This window comes from Methylophaga sp. OBS1 (assembly GCF_026319365.1).
Genome location: NZ_JAPDMS010000005.1, coordinates 1 through 14,958 on the forward strand (window position 1 = coordinate 1; position 14,958 = coordinate 14,958).

Sequence of the window (14,958 nt, forward strand, 5' to 3'; positions counted from 1 at the left end):
CCGTTTATGCCTGGCGGCCATAGCGAGTTGGCACCACCTGATCCCATCCCGAACTCAGAAGTGAAACAGCTCTGCGCCGATGATAGTGTGGGAGTTCCCATGTGAAAGTAGGTCACTGCCAGGCTTTAATATAATAGAAAAGGCCACTCCGATAGGGGTGGCCTTTTTTATTATTTGAAATTTAGGAAGTGTGACCTACTTGAACGGAGTGACAAAAACGCCGGGAGCGTTTTTGGACGCCGGAGGCGCCCGAAGGGTCAGCCACAAGGATGGGGCTGATAAAGTAGGTCACCTTTAAGTCCATCCAAAGGCTCATTACGAACACATATCCAGAGAACCATGAATGTTTTTGCACGACCACAGGGAGCCCGCAGGGTCGCCTACATAGATGTGGGCGAAAAAGTAGGTCACCTCAATAGTAAGAGCTTGAGCTGTACACGAACCTATTCTTCCGGCTTCCTAAACCGCAAAGTCATCCGATCACTCTCCCCAATATTTAAATATTTCTCTCTGTCCTGCTCACCAAGGCGTAATGTCGGTGGCAGCGTCCAAACCCCAGCAGGATAATTTTTGAGATCGTTAGGGTTACTGTTAATTTCAGATTTCGCTTCAAGTACAAAGCCGGATTCTTCTGCCAGTTCAATAACCAGTTGTTCAGTCAGATAGCCAGAGGCATTCATGGTCTGAAGAGATGTGCCGGCGTCAGCCCTGTGGTCAGTCAAGCCCAGGATGCCGCCTGGCTTGAGCACATCGAACATGGCATTAAATACATTTTCGGCAAACCCGCCCTTAACCCAGTTATGCACATTCCTGAATGTGAGAACGGCATCCGCGCTATTGTCCGGACCGAGCTGCCAGTTGTCTGGCGGGCCGAATGCTATCAGTTTAACCTCATCAAATTTGTCCGGATGGTCTGCTAACCAGGCCTCATATTCAGCCTTGATATTCTGGCGCCAGCCAGGACCACCTTCAGGGAAGCCAGCAGCAATGAAATCACCATCACCCTGTTTTATCCACGGTGCGAGGATTTCCGTATACCAGCCTCTACCGGGCCAGATTTCAATGACAGACATGTCCGGTTTTATGCCGAAGAAATCGAGGGTTTCAGCGGGATTTCGGTATTGATCTCGATGTTTGTTACTGAGCTTACGATCCGGGTGAGCAAGTAGGGTTTGAATATCAGCACTCAACGTTAACTGAGGAAGCAGTGCCATACAGACACTCACAAATATAGGAATCAATCGCTTCATAAGTCGCTCATTTGTTGATTAGTCATGAGTAATGACTGACCGCATCTTAGGCAAATAGTTACAGGGCATTTGGCATGTAAAGCTCACTCAAAATGGGTGCTGATTGAAGACTGTCTACATCACATGGTGTTTGCCAACCAGTTTCACCGTGCTGGCCTGAGGGCCTTGTTCACCCATTTCTTCACTGAACCTGACCTCCATCCCTTCCTCAAGGTTGTCAAAGTCTGCATCAAGCACACTGTTGCGGTGGAAATAGATATCGCGGCCGGTCGGGGTCAGAATGCGTCCGTAATCTTCCATCGGAAACAGCGCGGTTATTCGGCCATGGGGTGGGATATCATGTGTCTTTACTTCGCGGCGCTGCTGACTGGCGTAGGATTTGAGCTGACGCTTCATGGCTTCAAAGGCATCACGTACAGCCACATAGGGATCTTCATGTGCATGGTTTTTAACCGGATCGCGGCTTACTACCAGTTCCTTGCCGGGCACACGCAGGTCGATGCGGACATGAAACAGATTGCCCTGGTTATGGTTGCGGTTACTCTGTTCGACAATAACATCGCAGCTCATGATGCGATCAAAGAATTGTTCAAGGCCGGCGGCTTTTTCGCGGATTTTTGCCTCGAGGGCTTCGGAAGGTGCCATTTGACGGAAGGTGATTTGGACGGGTAACTGCATAACACTTACCTCCAGCATGCGTCTTGAAGTTCTGCCAGCAATGCACAGGGCATCGCCAGTGACAATTTCATGATGCGCTTATCACTGGGTCATGTGCAAGCCATGCTGGGCAGTGAATTAGCATTCAAGCACAGTGGCTTTGTTAAGATAGTGTCTGGCTTAAACAGGGTGTCATCAATGGCGCATATTCAAAAAGCAGATCCTGAAGCTCGCCGCAAAGCGATTAAATCAATTTTGATTGGGCTCGCGGTCGGCACTGTCTTATTTCTCATCTTCGACAGTCTGATTGGCAATGTGAATGTCTGGATTGAAGACAATGCCGAACTGCTGGTTGAGCATCATTACCTGGCATTCCTGCTGATGCTGATCCCGGTGGCGCCGGTGATAGGTCTGAGTATTGTGCTGCTGCGCTATGCCGGCAGGATTATCAAAACGCAAAGATTCCCGCCACCAGATACCCCCGTCATACGTGATGTTCGTGTAGTCGAAGGGCAGGCCGCTGTATGGCGCGGACGGATCGCCCAGCTGTTATGCTGGATTATCCTGCTTGCTGCAGCGGCCATCCCATTGCTGATTTGGACCATCTTTTATGCGGTCAGCGGTATTGCCTGATATTCAATGCTGTCTGGCCTGCTGGGCCTTTTGAATATTTTCTTTTCTCGCCCGCTGCTGAGCCGCAGTCGGCTTGTCTTTCTCTGGCACATTCCTGCGTGGTTTTGATTCAAAAATATCACCACGGACACGCCGCGGCACGCTTCGCAGGTTACGCAGTACTTTCTGAGTGGATTTTCTGTCGCTGCGTAGATAACCCTGGTCGTCAACATAGGCATCATCTTTATCAATCAACCAGGCATGGGTGGCCCATGAACCGCTGGAACGGTGGCCTGCCAGTCTCAGAGTGTGGCCATCTTTACCTACGTCATGAGTGCGAAAGCTGGTGAACTGGCTTTTTGGGCGAACGATAATGCGGTAATACTCGCCTTCGCCTTTAGTGCCGACATTGGCCCTGTCTGAACCTTCCGGCTGGGAAAGCGAACGCTGGCGTGATGTCATTTCCTGCCAGGTTTTCTGTGCTTTCTTGATATTTTCTCTGGCTGCTTCTCTTTGTTTCTGAGTCATGCTGACCTCCTTTAAGGATGTCTATCTAACTCGATCGTTTTCAGCCTATCAGATTCCAGCGATGCTTAAAAATGCATCAGTTTATGCTTCATTAACTATCGATATAGTGCTTTTCCTGAAAGCGGGGAGAGCAGATAGCTAGAAAGATCAGATCTTTATCGCCAGGATTGCTGATTCGCTGTCTGATTTGGGGCGGAATCAACACGACATCACCGGTTTTGACCCTTTTTGGTGCGTCATCGCCGACTTCGACATCACCTTCACCTTCGAGAATCACATAGCGTTCTGTCGTCCCACTGAGCCGGTGCCAGGCTGTGGTGACGTCCGGCGTCACTTTGACGCGGGCAATTGACACATTCGGATCATGCGGGTCATTGGATAATTCGTTAATAAAGCAGCCTTCGACAAAGAAATACTCTCGGCCCGGATCGAAGTATTTGATATAACTGGTCATGCGCCGATAGTAATGGGTTTTTGCACGGAAGAGAATCAAATTCTGCGGATCTGATTTTCTATCTGACTGATGAGCTTGATAAATTCTGGCATCAGTTATGCAAAAGCTTGTATGACACAACTCGCTGAGAGGTGCGCTATGAGATGGTTCCTGCTACTCATGTCCCTGGTCTTCCCCAGTGCCCAGGCAGATGATTTTATCCCATGGAGTCGGGTTGTATTATCAGGTGGTGTGCATACCATGATGGGATTTGCGCCGCCGGAGCTGCGCCGTGCTGATGTGCTCAATATTTTTATTGAAGGTGATGGCAGGCCCGGTGTCGCCCTGAAGCTGGCCCAGGAAATCGGTGCAAACAGCGTCTACATTGGTCGCCCATGCCAATACCTGCGTGCGAATCGAATGAATACCTGTGGTAAGGACGTATGGACCTCTCACCGCTATTCAGGTCAGGTGATTCGCTCAATGAACCGAGCCATTTCGGCGATGAAAATCCGTTACCAGGCTAAACAGGTTCGTCTGATAGGCTTTTCCGGTGGCGGTACTGTCGCGAGCATTGTTGCGGCCGTGCGTGATGATGTGGATCTGCTTGTCACCGTGGCCGGTAATCTGGACCATAAGCGCTGGACGGACTTCAATCAAATTGATCCACTGGATGGCTCACTCAACCCCATCAACTTCAGCGAAGCGCTGGAAGCCGTTCCGCAGATCCACCTAATCGGCGAACGCGATGATGTTGTCCCGGGCTCGGTACTGACATCGTATCTTTCGCATATGAAAACACTGGACAATGTACAAAGCTATATCGTGGTGGGCGCCGACCATACCTGCTGCTGGTCACTGGCACTGGCAGATGTTTTGAACTAGAAAAGAAAAAGCCCCTCGGGAAGGGGCTTTTTCCGGGTGAGAAGGATATAAAGCAACTAGCGGTTGCAGATGTACATGGTCACTTCAAATCCATAACGCATATCTGAGTATTCTGGTTTAGTCCACATGGTTCTCTCTCCTGTTAAGGTTATATAAAACGCCGGGGTTTCCCTGAAGCGTTGATTGAATTATGGCGTGGACTCATTATCAAGTCTAACGATTAAATCAGATTAATATTATCGTAAAATACGATTATTGACTCGCCAGCCAGTCGTCATCTGATTCTTCATTCATGCCTTCAAACAGGTAAGTTGAGAGATACCGTTCACCGGTATCAGGCAGCATGGCCAGAATGCTTGAGCCGTTTTCTGCTTTCTCTGCAACCTTCATCGCTGCCGCCAGCGTGCCACCACAGGAGAGGCCAACAAAAATGCCTTCTTCACTGGCCAGGCGCAGCGCCCAGTGCTTGGCTTCTTCATCGGTGACGGGATAGAGTTCATCATAGACATCACGATTGAGCACATCAGGCACAAAATCCGGGGTCCAGCCCTGAATCTTATGTGGGTTCCAGTCACCACCAGCCAGCATTGACGCGGCAGCAGGCTCGGTCGCGACCACTTTGGTGTCAGGACGTGCGAGTTTGATCATTTCACCGGCACCGGTCAAAGTACCGCCGGTGCCCCAGCCGGAGACCCAGTAATCGAGGCGCTTGCCGGCAAAGTCCCGCAAAATCTCAGGCCCTGTGGTGTTTCTGTGGTAAGCCGGATTAGCCGGGTTTTCGAATTGACGCGCCAGAAACCAGCCATGTTTCTTTGCCAGTTCTTCGGCTTTCTTGACCATACCGGTGCCTTTTTCTGCTGCCGGCGTCAGAATGACCTTGGCACCCAGGGCGCGCATAATTTTGCGGCGTTCTACCGAGAAGGTTTCCACCATGGTGGCAACAAAAGGATAACCCTTGGCAGCGCAGACCATGGCCAGTGCGATACCGGTGTTGCCGGAGGTCGCTTCAACGACTGTCTGGCCGGGTTTGAGCACGCCGCGCTTTTCAGCATCATCGATGACCGCAAAGGCGAGTCGGTCCTTAACCGAACCCATCGGGTTGAATGATTCGACCTTGACGTACATATCGACATGGTCGGGTGCGATATTATTGAGGCGGACAACGGGCGTGTTGCCGATAGTATCGAGAATGCTGTTGTAAATCATAGCTACAGTGTCTTATTGGAAAGTCGAATAGCAAGCTTACATTAATTTGTGCCCGGGAAAAAATGTCAGGCAGCTTGGATCACCTGATGCCTGTCAAGGCAGACAAAACAGCCTTATAACTCGCCGTTTTCATAGTCCTCAATCAGCGCTTCAGCACGGGCTTGATCGTCCTCGTGGACAAACACATGGGCAAAGTCGGCCGCAGGCAGATCGCCCACGGCGCCCTGTAAATAATGACCACCGACATGACAGTCGATGTCATGACTCTTGAGCATGCCCGCGACGATATGGGCTTCCAGAATATTATTGGCACGAAACACCAATTGCATAAAAAGCTCCGGTTGCTGGGCCTGTCGTTTTGAGTGTAGCGCGTTATGGGGACAAAAACAGCTACCGAAGTAGCTGTTCTATTTGATGCACAGGCCCAGGTTTAGTTGGGGCTGCTGACGTGGATCTGCTGTTTGGTGGATTGTTTGGCCGGCTTTTTGTGGCTTTCGATATTGGCCGTCTTTTCCAGTGCTTTGAGAATATTCTGGCGGGTGATTGAGCCGACCAGACGATTGTCTTTGACCACCGGCAGACATTTGAAAGCGGTTTGAAGAAAAGTTTCGGCGACTTCAATGATTGAGGCTTCAACATCGACGGTCTGGCAGCCCTCATGCATGAATTCGGCGACTTTGCCGGCTGCTTCACCCTGGTAAGCTGCATTGAGCGCGACCTGCATGCAGTCCTTTTCTGACAGGAATCCGATCAGGTTGCCGTGATGATCAATGACCGGGGCACCGGAAATCTTGAACTCAATCAATTGATGAATCGCACGCAGCACATCCATATCCGGTGTGAAGGTGATTTTGGTGCCATTCATATAGTCTTTAACTTTCAACGGTGCGAGCATGGCTTCTCTCCTGTGACCTTATTGTTGTTCTGCTTTACGGCGGGCACATTCCTCTTTTTCCTCAAGAGAGCAGGCACCGCCGCAGCTACCACCCAAACCGACCTGGTTGAGACCGCCACAACTGCCCTTGATCGATGAACGACCAAACAGGACGCCGATAGCCATGCCGGCAACGACGAGCAGCAGTATTACAAAGGTGGCGATAAAGGTAGTCATTTAGCCTCCAAAGTCGTCAAGCAGGATATTCTCACGCTCGACACCCAGATCTTCCAGCATGCTGATCACGGCAGCATTCATCATTGGCGGACCACAGATATAGAACTCGCAGTCTTCCGGTGCCGGATGATCTTTCAGGTAATTGTCATACAGCACATTATGGATAAAGCCAGTGTACCCCTGCCAGTTATCTTCGGGAAGTGGGTCGGACAGGGCAACATTCCAGGTAAAGTTATCGTTTTCTGAAGCCAGTTGATCGAAATCTTCGGTGTAGAACATTTCACGCAGACTACGGGCACCGTACCAGAAGGTCATCTTGCGCTTGCTCTTCAAACGGCCCAGCTGGTCGAAGATATGCGAACGCATCGGCGCCATACCGGCACCACCACCGATGAACACCATTTCTTTGTCGGTATCTTTGGCAAAGAATTCACCGAAGGGACCGGAAATCGTGACTTTATCACCCGGTTTCAGATCAAAGATATAGGAAGACATCTGGCCCGGTGGAATATCGTCCTGATCCGGCGGTGGCGAGGCAATCCGCACGTTGAGCATAACGATGCCTTTCTCCAGTGGATAGTTGGCCATGGAATAGGCGCGCACCACATCTTCTTTGACCACGGACTTGTAACGCCACATATCGTAACGGTCCCAGTCGCCACGGTAATCGTCTTCAATGGTGAAGTTCTTATATTCCACCGTGTGCGGCGGACATTCAATCTGAATAAAGCCACCGGCGCGGAAGTTAACGTCTTCGCCTTCCGGCAGTTCCAGCACCAGTTCCTTGATGAAGGTCGCCACGTTATGGTTGGAGCGAACGGTACACTCCCATTTCTTAACACCGAAGACCTCTTCCGGCACTTCGATTTTCATATCCTGCTTGACCGAGACCTGACAGGACAGACGCTCACCGTCGTGCGCTTCGCGTTTGGTAATGTGGGATTCTTCAGTGGGCAGAATGGAGCCGCCGCCCTCAAAAATCTTGACCTTGCACTGACCGCAGGTACCGCCGCCACCACAGGCAGATGACACAAACAGATCGGCATCCGCCAGCGCGCCCAGCAGTTTGCTGCCCGGCTTGGTTTTGATGGTCTTCTCATCATTGATGATGATATTGACATCACCGGTGGAGACCAGACGTGAGCGTGCGCCCAGGATCAGGAACACCAGGGCCATGATGATCAGGGTGAAAAGTACGATACCAAGTATGATTTCCATTACAGCTGTATCCCCGAAAATGACATAAATCCAAGCGCCATCAGGCCCGCGGTAATGAAGGTGATACCCAGACCCTGCAGCCCGTCAGGCACGTCGGAGTATTTGAGCTTCTCGCGAATACCGGCAATCGCAGTAATCGCCAGTGCCCAGCCGAAGCCACTACCAAGACCGTAAGTGACGCTCTCTGCGAAGTTGTAATCACGCTCTACCATGAACAGGGTGCCGCCGAGGATGGCGCAGTTTACGGTAATCAGTGGCAGGAAAATGCCGAGGGCGTTGTACAGAGCCGGTACATACTTATCCATCGCCATTTCCAGGATTTGTACCATCGCAGCAATCACGCCGATATAACTGATGAGACCCAAAAAGCTCAGATCCACTTCCGGCAGACCGGCCCAGGCCAGTGCACCGTCTTTGAGTAGATACTGATAAATCAGGTTATTGGCCGGCACCGTGATGGTTTGTACCAGAATCACAGCGATGCCCAGACCCAGTGCGGTTTCGATTTTCTTGGAGACCGCCAGGAAAGTACACATGCCCAGGAAGAAGGCCAGCGCCAGGTTCTCGACGAAAATCGCCCGCATAAAGAGGCTCAGGTATTGTTCCATTTAGAGTACCTCCGTCCGGTGAACCTGGTGAATCTGATAATCCGGTTTCTCCACCTGTTCTTTCTTCCAGGTACGAATGCCCCAGATCATCAGGCCGATAACAAAAAACGCGCTGGGTGGCAGCAGCATCAGACCGTTGGGTACATACCAGCCACCTTCACTGGCAACCGGAATCACCTGAACCCCGAACAATTTGCCGGCCCCCAGCAGTTCACGGAAAAACGCGACCGACATCAGAATCAGGCTGTAACCCAGCCCATTACCAATACCATCCAGGAAGCTGAGCAGCGGTGGGTTTTTCATCGCGTAGGCTTCTGCCCGGCCCAGTACGATGCAGTTGGTGATGATCAAACCGACAAATACAGACAGCTGCTTGCTGGCCTCATAGGCATAAGCCTTGAGAATCTGATCGACGATAATGACCAGTGAAGCAATGATGGTCATCTGTACGATGATGCGGATATTGCCCGGAATATGTTTGCGGATGGCACTGATGAACGCGCCCGAGAAGGCGCACACTGTGGTCAGTGCGATGCACATGATGAGCGAGGCCATCATGTTGGTCGTCACCGCCAAAGCCGAACAAATGCCCAACACCTGCAGGGTGATGGGGTTATTGTCGATTAACGGATCGATAACATTGGTTTTTGCTTGACTAGCCATCTGTTACTTCCCCAATTCGCTACGCATATTTTTCAGGTAAGGACCAAAACCGTGGTCACCCAACCAGTATTGCAGCAGGTTAGTGACACCATTACTGGTCAGGGTCGCGCCGGACAGGCCATCGACTTTGTGCTCAGCATCGGCGGTCTTGGCATCGACATAACCACGGATGACGCGGATTTCGACATTGCCCTCTTCATCAAAGACTTTTTTACCATCCCACTTGGCGCGCCATTTCGGGTTGTCTACTTCGCCGCCCAGACCCGGGGTTTCAGCATGTTCGTAAAAGCGCAGGCCGGTGATGGTATTGAAGTCACCTTCCAGCGACAAAAAGCCATACAGGGTAGACCAGAGTCCATAACCATGAACCGGCAAAACAACCTGTTTGATGGTATCGCCTTCGGTCAGCAGATAAACCGGTGCCATATTGGCACGGCGGCTGATACCTGCGATATCCTGACCGCCCGGCAAGGCCACACTCATCATCGGATCCGCAGAGGCTTTACGCTGGTCGTAAACAACCGGGTCGATATCTGAAATGGCATACAGGCCTGTATCCAGATCAACCAGTTTGACCTCAAAGCGACTGAACAGCTCATCCAGTGTGCCTTCCTGATCACTCAGGCCGGTTACAGCAAGAATATTGCGTTTGATATCGTCTTTTTTGTTACTGGTTTGCAGCGGTTTCAGTGATACTGCCGCGGTTGATACCAGGATCGAACAGACCAGGCACAACATAATCGCCACAAACAGGGTTTTCTTGGGATTGTCATTAGGCAGACTCAGAAAGCTGCCCAGAAATCCTTTTTTCTCAGTTGAATCAGCCATTGACTTCACTTCGTTTCAATCTGCGTTTGATGTTCGCCTGCATCACAAAGTGATCGATCAGCGGCGCAAACATATTGCCGAACAGGATTGCCAGCATGATGCCTTCCGGAAAGGCCGGGTTGACCACACGGATCAGTACTGCCATGAAACCAATCAAAAAGCCGTATATCCAGCGGCCCTTGTCGGTCATTGCAGCGGAAACCGGGTCAGTCGCCATAAACACCATACCAAAGGCGATACCGCCAATCGTCATATGCCAGTACCAGGGCACACCGAACATCGGGTTGGTGTCACTGCCGATCAGGTTGAACAGCAGGGTGGTGGCGACCATGCCAAGGAAAACGCCGAAAATGATCCGGTAATTAGCCACCCGGGTATAAATCAGGAAAGCAGCACCAATCAGAATCGCTAATGTGGAGGTCTCACCTAGAGAGCCCGGAATCATGCCAAAGAAAGTTTGCGACCAGGTGTAACCTGCCTCTTTGATTGCTTCAACACCGCCGGAGGCAGCCAGAGCCAGTGGCGTTGCACCGGTGTAGCCATCGACCGCAGTCCACACTGCATCACCCGACATTGAGGCAGGATAAGCAAAATACAGGAAAGCACGGCCGGTCAGTGCGGGGTTGAGGAAGTTCTTGCCGGTTCCGCCGAATACCTCTTTACCCAGTACCACACCGAAGATGATACCCAAAGCCACCATCCACAGCGGCGTTGAGGGCGGCAGGGTCAGGGTGTAGAGCATCGAGCTGACCAGGAAGCCCTCATTGACTTCGTGGTTTCGCACAGCAGCAAAGATGACCTCGAACAGACCACCGGCCGCCAGCGTCACGATATACATCGGCAGGAAGTAAAGCAGCCCATGGAACATATTGGCAAACAGACTGTTGGGGTCATAGCTGATGCCCAGTGTCGTCATCAGCCAGTGGCGCCAGCCTTCACCTGCATCCATGCCAATCTGGGCCATCGCCGAGTTAGCCTGGAAGCCGGTATTCCACAGCATCAGTAACAACACCGGGAAGGTCGCGACCACCACATAACTCATGACCCGCTTGAGGTCGATGGCGTCACGCACGTGCGGTGAACCGCGTGTCACATCGCCCGGGGAGTAGATGAAGGTATCGACCATCTCATACAGGGCGTAATACTTCTCGTAAGGGCCGCCTTTCTGAAATTGCGGCTCGATACGATCAAGGAAACGTCTTAACCGCGCCATGATTATCCTTCTTTCTCAATTTGTGTCAGGTTGGTCCGCAGTGCCGGGCCATAGTCATATTTACCGGAGCAGACAAAGGAGCACAGTGACAGGTCTTCTTCGTCCAGTTCCAGACAACCCAGCGCCTGGGCAGAGTCAGTATCCTTGACCAGTAATGCACGCAACAGTTGCGTCGGCAGAATATCCAGCGGCATCACCCTCTCGAATACACCGACGGGAACCATCGCACGGGGACTGCCGTTCTGCGAGGTGGTCAACGCCAGATCTTTTTTCGGAAACAGGCTGGAAATAAACACATTCAGCGCCGAGAACTTGTTTTTGCCACCTGGACGAATCCAGCCCAGTAATTCACGTTCGGTACCTTCAGCAATCACTGACAACTGGTTGTGATAGCGACCGAGATAAGCGGCCCAGTTATTGGCGGTGTGGCCGTGCAGGACGGAGCCGGAAATAATTCGCGCCTGGACATTCTGAATTTCACCAAAGACGATGTCTTCCGTGCTGGCACCCAGCCGGGTACGAATCAGACGTGGCTTGTTGACCAGCGGGCCGGCAAATGAAATGACACGCTCAGTCCAGAGACGGCCGCTGGTAAACAGCTTGCCGATGGCAATCACGTCCTGGTAATTGATGGTCCAGACGGTTTTGCTGGCACTGACCGGATCCAGATTGTGAATATGGGTGCCAGGCAGGCCGGCAGGGTGCGGGCCGGAGAAAGTATGAATCTCGATATTGTCACGATGGCTGACCGGCAAAGCAGTGTCAGGCGCCTGACAGACAAACTGTTTACCGTCAGTCAGCTGACTGATGACAGTCAAACCGTGTTTAAAGTCTTCAGCATATTCGTTGATGATGACGCTGGGATCGGCAGCCAGTGGATTAGTATCAATGGCGGTGACAAAAATCGAGTGCGGGGTGGAGTCAAGTGCCGGTGAGCGGCTGTAGGGGCGGGTTTTGAATGACAGCCAGAGGCCGGAGTCGACCAGATTCTTCTGAATGTCCTGCCGTTCCAGTTTATCCAGGCTGGCGACATCATATTGCTGGAAGCTGACCTCTTCATCGCCTTCCAGATCAATCACCACTGACTGAAGGACCCGCTTGGCACCGCGATTAATCGCGCGGACCTTACCAGCACCGGGCGCGGTGAACAGCACGCCGGGGTTTTTCTTGTCCTCAAACAGAGCCTGCCCCAGCTTCACCTGCTGGCCTTCCTCAACCAGCATGGTGGGACGCATGCCCACATATTCAGTACCCAAGACCGCTACCGATTTGACAGGGTTGCCGTCAAAGATAGATTGTTCGGGTTTACCCGAGATGGGCAAATCCAGCCCTTTCTTAATCGAGAAATGCATGATTTCACCTGGTTGAGACAACGGACGTGTCTGCTGTCTGACTGTCGCTAATTTTTAGCCCAATAGTATAAGTAATGGGGGGAGTGAAGGGAAGCGAAAAAGCCTGGAGAAAAAGAGGTATTTACGACGTTGGTTTTTTATGCCGGTCATCTTCCTTGAGCCAGATGAATGAAATCATAAAGGCCAGCACCGTGAGAGCACTGGCTAACAGATAGGTCCACATCGGGCCCGGGGTCAGCCACAGATAACCACTGATAAGGCTGCCCAGCGCACCGCCGGCACCAAAGCTGACACTGCTGTAGAGTGCCTGCCCACGTCCCTGCGTTTTGCCGATAAAGTGACGATGCACCCAGGCAATTGCTGCGGCATGATAGGTGCCGTAGCTGGCTGCGTGCAGCAACTGGGCAAAGATTAGCAGGGACAGGTTTTGCGGAAACAGCGCAATCAAAAGCCAGCGTAATGCGCTCAACAGCAGGCTGGCTAGTAGGACGTAACGCAGTCCAAACCGCGGCAGCCAGCGATGCATAAACAGAAATACCACGACTTCGGCAAGCACGCCCAGCGCCCACAACTGACCGATGAGTCCGCGACCGTAGCCGTATTGCTCAAGATAAATGGTGTAGAACGTGTAGTAGGGACCATGGCTGGCCTGTGCCAGAAAGCACATGGCCAGAAAGGCAATCACGGCGGGTCTTTTTAGCAGTTGGCCCAGCGAGACATGCTCCAGGCTCATATGTCTGGAAGCAGACTCCGGTACGCTCAGGCTGACCAGCCAGATCCCGGCGGTGCTTAACAGCAGCGCAATGGGTACGATACCCGGATCAAAAACTTCCAGCAGCCAGCCCAGGCTCATGACAATGACAATGAAGCCGACCGACCCCCACACCCGGACTTTGCTGTAATGGTGGCTGTGTTCTCCCAGGTGCTGCAGCGTGGTCACTTCAAACTGAGGCAATGAGGCGTTCCAGAAAAAGCTGAACAGCAGCAGGGTGCCGGCCACCCAGAGGTAGGACTGGTCGACAAAGATGCCGGCGAACACCAGGGTGGCCGCAAAACTGGCCGAGCGCACAATGCGCATACGGTGTCCCTTGTGATCGGCAATCCAGCCCCAGACATTGGGGGCGACGATCCGTGACGCCAGTAGAATCGCTGTCAGCTCACCAATCTGACTGGCTGAAAAGCCTTCCCATTGCAGATACAGGCTCCAGTAGGGAACCAGCACGCCAAGACAGGCAAAATAAAAGAAATAGAATCCCGACAGGCGCCAGTATGGAACTTGGGATAAAGGCACTTAGGGTTTTTGAGCCGGGATGATGGGCGTATCCGTCGTTACATCCATGTTCTGAGCGCGATGACGCAAAACATGATCCATCAGCACCAGCGCCAGCATGGCCTCGGCAATCGGTGTCGCGCGGATACCGACACAGGGGTCATGACGACCTTTGGTTACAACTTCAATCGGATTACCCGCTTTGTCGATACTGCGGCCCGGGATGCTGAGGCTGGAAGTCGCTTTGAGGGCCATCGACACCAGAATGTCCTGACCGCTGGTAATACCGCCCAGCGTACCGCCGGCATTATTAGACAGAAACCCTTCCGGGGCGATTTCATCACGGTGCTCACTGCCTTTCTGGGTCACGGCGTCAAAGCCGGCACCGATTTCAACGCCTTTGACCGCGTTGATACTCATCATCGCATGGGCGATATCGGCATCGATACGGTCAAAAATGGGTTCGCCCAGACCAGGCGGCACATGGCGAGCTACCACATTGATACGGGCGCCGATCGAGTCACCTTTCAGCGACTTCATATAGTCTTCCAGTGCCTGTTCCTTATCCGGATCCGGGCAGAAGAAAGCACTGTTGTCGATATGGTCCCAGTCGATTTTTTCGATTTTGACCGGGCCCAGCTGGGCCAGATAACCCTGAATTTCTATGCCATAACGTTCGCGCAGGTACTTTTTGGCAATACCACCGGCAGCCACACGCATGGCAGTTTCTCGGGCAGAAGAGCGGCCACCGCCACGGTAATCGCGAACCCCGTATTTCTGGTGATAGGTATAGTCTGCATGGGCCGGGCGGAACTGATTCATGATGTTGCCGTAATCCTTGGAGCGCTGATCGACGTTTTCGATCAACATGCCAATCGGCGTGCCGGTGGTTTTGCCTTCGAAAACCCCGGATAGAATTTTGACCTCGTCTGCTTCCTTACGCTGGGTGACAAAACGGGTCTTACCCGGCTTGCGACGGTCCAAATCGTTTTGCAGATCAGTCTCGCTCAGTGCCAGTCCCGGCGGGCAGCCATCGACGATACAACCGATTGCCGGCCCGTGGCTCTCGCCGAAAGTGGTGACAGTGAACAGTTTTCCAAAGGTGTTACCAGACATAACAATTC

At 52.2% G+C, this 14,958-nt stretch carries 19 protein-coding genes and 1 rRNA gene; 3 read left to right on the top strand and 17 right to left on the bottom strand.

The window, feature by feature from the left end; genetic code table 11:
• Window positions 1-9 precede the first annotated feature (9 nt).
• A 5S ribosomal RNA gene (rrf, locus tag OMQ46_RS13525) occupies window positions 10-124 on the top strand.
• A gap of 319 nt (window positions 125-443) precedes the next feature.
• Here the strand turns inward: rrf and OMQ46_RS13530 are convergent.
• Both OMQ46_RS13530 and OMQ46_RS13535 read right to left on the bottom strand, forming a co-directional pair.
• Window positions 444-1,214: a class I SAM-dependent methyltransferase gene (locus tag OMQ46_RS13530; RefSeq protein WP_266237654.1), complete on the bottom strand. Its 771-nt coding sequence runs from the start codon at window positions 1,212-1,214 to the stop codon at window positions 444-446.
• Between the two features lie 150 nt (window positions 1,215-1,364).
• Window positions 1,365-1,928 carry an HPF/RaiA family ribosome-associated protein gene (locus tag OMQ46_RS13535; RefSeq protein WP_266237656.1) on the bottom strand — a complete coding sequence of 188 codons (564 nt, stop codon included), beginning with the start codon at window positions 1,926-1,928 and terminating at the stop codon, window positions 1,365-1,367.
• Window positions 1,929-1,997: 69 nt separating this feature from the next.
• Between OMQ46_RS13535 and OMQ46_RS13540 the strand changes: the two genes are divergently transcribed.
• On the top strand, window positions 1,998-2,540 hold the full coding sequence (locus OMQ46_RS13540) for a hypothetical protein (RefSeq protein WP_266237657.1): 543 nt from the start codon (window positions 1,998-2,000) through the stop codon (window positions 2,538-2,540).
• Window positions 2,541-2,543: 3 nt separating this feature from the next.
• Here OMQ46_RS13540 and OMQ46_RS13545 read toward each other — a convergent pair whose 3' ends face one another.
• Both OMQ46_RS13545 and OMQ46_RS13550 read right to left on the bottom strand, forming a co-directional pair.
• Window positions 2,544-3,047, bottom strand: coding sequence for a hypothetical protein (locus OMQ46_RS13545; RefSeq protein WP_266237658.1), 504 nt, complete (start codon window positions 3,045-3,047; stop codon window positions 2,544-2,546).
• A 91-nt stretch (window positions 3,048-3,138) separates the two neighbouring features.
• Entirely contained in the window at window positions 3,139-3,501 is a 363-nt protein-coding gene (locus OMQ46_RS13550; protein ID WP_266237659.1) for a cupin domain-containing protein, read from the bottom strand.
• A 138-nt stretch (window positions 3,502-3,639) separates the two neighbouring features.
• Between OMQ46_RS13550 and OMQ46_RS13555 the strand changes: the two genes are divergently transcribed.
• Window positions 3,640-4,365 carry an alpha/beta hydrolase gene (locus OMQ46_RS13555; protein ID WP_266237661.1) on the top strand — a complete coding sequence of 242 codons (726 nt, stop codon included), beginning with the start codon at window positions 3,640-3,642 and terminating at the stop codon, window positions 4,363-4,365.
• Between the two features lie 56 nt (window positions 4,366-4,421).
• Here OMQ46_RS13555 and pqqA read toward each other — a convergent pair whose 3' ends face one another.
• The 13 genes from pqqA to aroC all read right to left on the bottom strand — a co-directional run bounded on the left by pqqA (window position 4,422) and on the right by aroC (window position 14,950).
• Window positions 4,422-4,493: a pyrroloquinoline quinone precursor peptide PqqA gene (gene pqqA, locus OMQ46_RS16650; RefSeq protein ID WP_366658753.1), complete on the bottom strand. Its 72-nt coding sequence runs from the start codon at window positions 4,491-4,493 to the stop codon at window positions 4,422-4,424.
• A 124-nt stretch (window positions 4,494-4,617) separates the two neighbouring features.
• Window positions 4,618-5,571 carry a cysteine synthase A gene (gene cysK, locus OMQ46_RS13560; RefSeq protein WP_266237663.1) on the bottom strand — a complete coding sequence of 318 codons (954 nt, stop codon included), beginning with the start codon at window positions 5,569-5,571 and terminating at the stop codon, window positions 4,618-4,620.
• A 113-nt stretch (window positions 5,572-5,684) separates the two neighbouring features.
• The gene (locus tag OMQ46_RS13565) at window positions 5,685-5,900 is read right to left on the bottom strand and encodes a DUF2007 domain-containing protein (RefSeq protein WP_266237664.1); all 216 of its coding nucleotides are present in this window, start codon (window positions 5,898-5,900) and stop codon (window positions 5,685-5,687) included.
• A 101-nt stretch (window positions 5,901-6,001) separates the two neighbouring features.
• The gene (locus OMQ46_RS13570; RefSeq protein ID WP_266237665.1) at window positions 6,002-6,466 is read right to left on the bottom strand and encodes a CBS domain-containing protein; all 465 of its coding nucleotides are present in this window, start codon (window positions 6,464-6,466) and stop codon (window positions 6,002-6,004) included.
• An 18-nt stretch (window positions 6,467-6,484) separates the two neighbouring features.
• A complete protein-coding gene (gene nqrM / locus OMQ46_RS13575) occupies window positions 6,485-6,682 on the bottom strand; it encodes a (Na+)-NQR maturation NqrM (RefSeq protein ID WP_266237666.1) in 198 nt (65 codons plus the stop codon).
• Entirely contained in the window at window positions 6,683-7,900 is a 1,218-nt protein-coding gene (nqrF, locus tag OMQ46_RS13580; protein ID WP_266237668.1) for an NADH:ubiquinone reductase (Na(+)-transporting) subunit F, read from the bottom strand.
• A complete protein-coding gene (gene nqrE, locus OMQ46_RS13585; protein WP_266237670.1) occupies window positions 7,900-8,508 on the bottom strand; it encodes an NADH:ubiquinone reductase (Na(+)-transporting) subunit E in 609 nt (202 codons plus the stop codon). The genes nqrF and nqrE overlap by 1 nt, the downstream gene beginning before the upstream one ends.
• Window positions 8,509-9,171, bottom strand: a complete 663-nt coding sequence (locus tag OMQ46_RS13590; protein ID WP_266237671.1) for an NADH:ubiquinone reductase (Na(+)-transporting) subunit D — start codon at window positions 9,169-9,171, stop codon at window positions 8,509-8,511.
• Between the two features lie 3 nt (window positions 9,172-9,174).
• Complete coding sequence (locus OMQ46_RS13595) at window positions 9,175-9,999, bottom strand: Na(+)-translocating NADH-quinone reductase subunit C (protein ID WP_266237672.1); 825 nt, start codon at window positions 9,997-9,999, stop codon at window positions 9,175-9,177.
• On the bottom strand, window positions 9,992-11,212 hold the full coding sequence (locus OMQ46_RS13600; protein ID WP_266237673.1) for an NADH:ubiquinone reductase (Na(+)-transporting) subunit B: 1,221 nt from the start codon (window positions 11,210-11,212) through the stop codon (window positions 9,992-9,994). The genes OMQ46_RS13595 and OMQ46_RS13600 overlap by 8 nt, the downstream gene beginning before the upstream one ends.
• Window positions 11,213-11,214: 2 nt before the next feature.
• A complete protein-coding gene (locus OMQ46_RS13605) occupies window positions 11,215-12,564 on the bottom strand; it encodes a Na(+)-translocating NADH-quinone reductase subunit A (RefSeq protein ID WP_266237674.1) in 1,350 nt (449 codons plus the stop codon).
• 121 nt (window positions 12,565-12,685) lie between these two features.
• Entirely contained in the window at window positions 12,686-13,855 is a 1,170-nt protein-coding gene (locus OMQ46_RS13610; RefSeq protein ID WP_266237675.1) for an MFS transporter, read from the bottom strand.
• Window positions 13,856-14,950 (bottom strand): chorismate synthase, encoded by a 1,095-nt coding sequence (gene aroC, locus OMQ46_RS13615; protein WP_266237677.1) that lies wholly within the window; start codon window positions 14,948-14,950, stop codon window positions 13,856-13,858.
• Window positions 14,951-14,958: the final 8 nt, after the last annotated feature.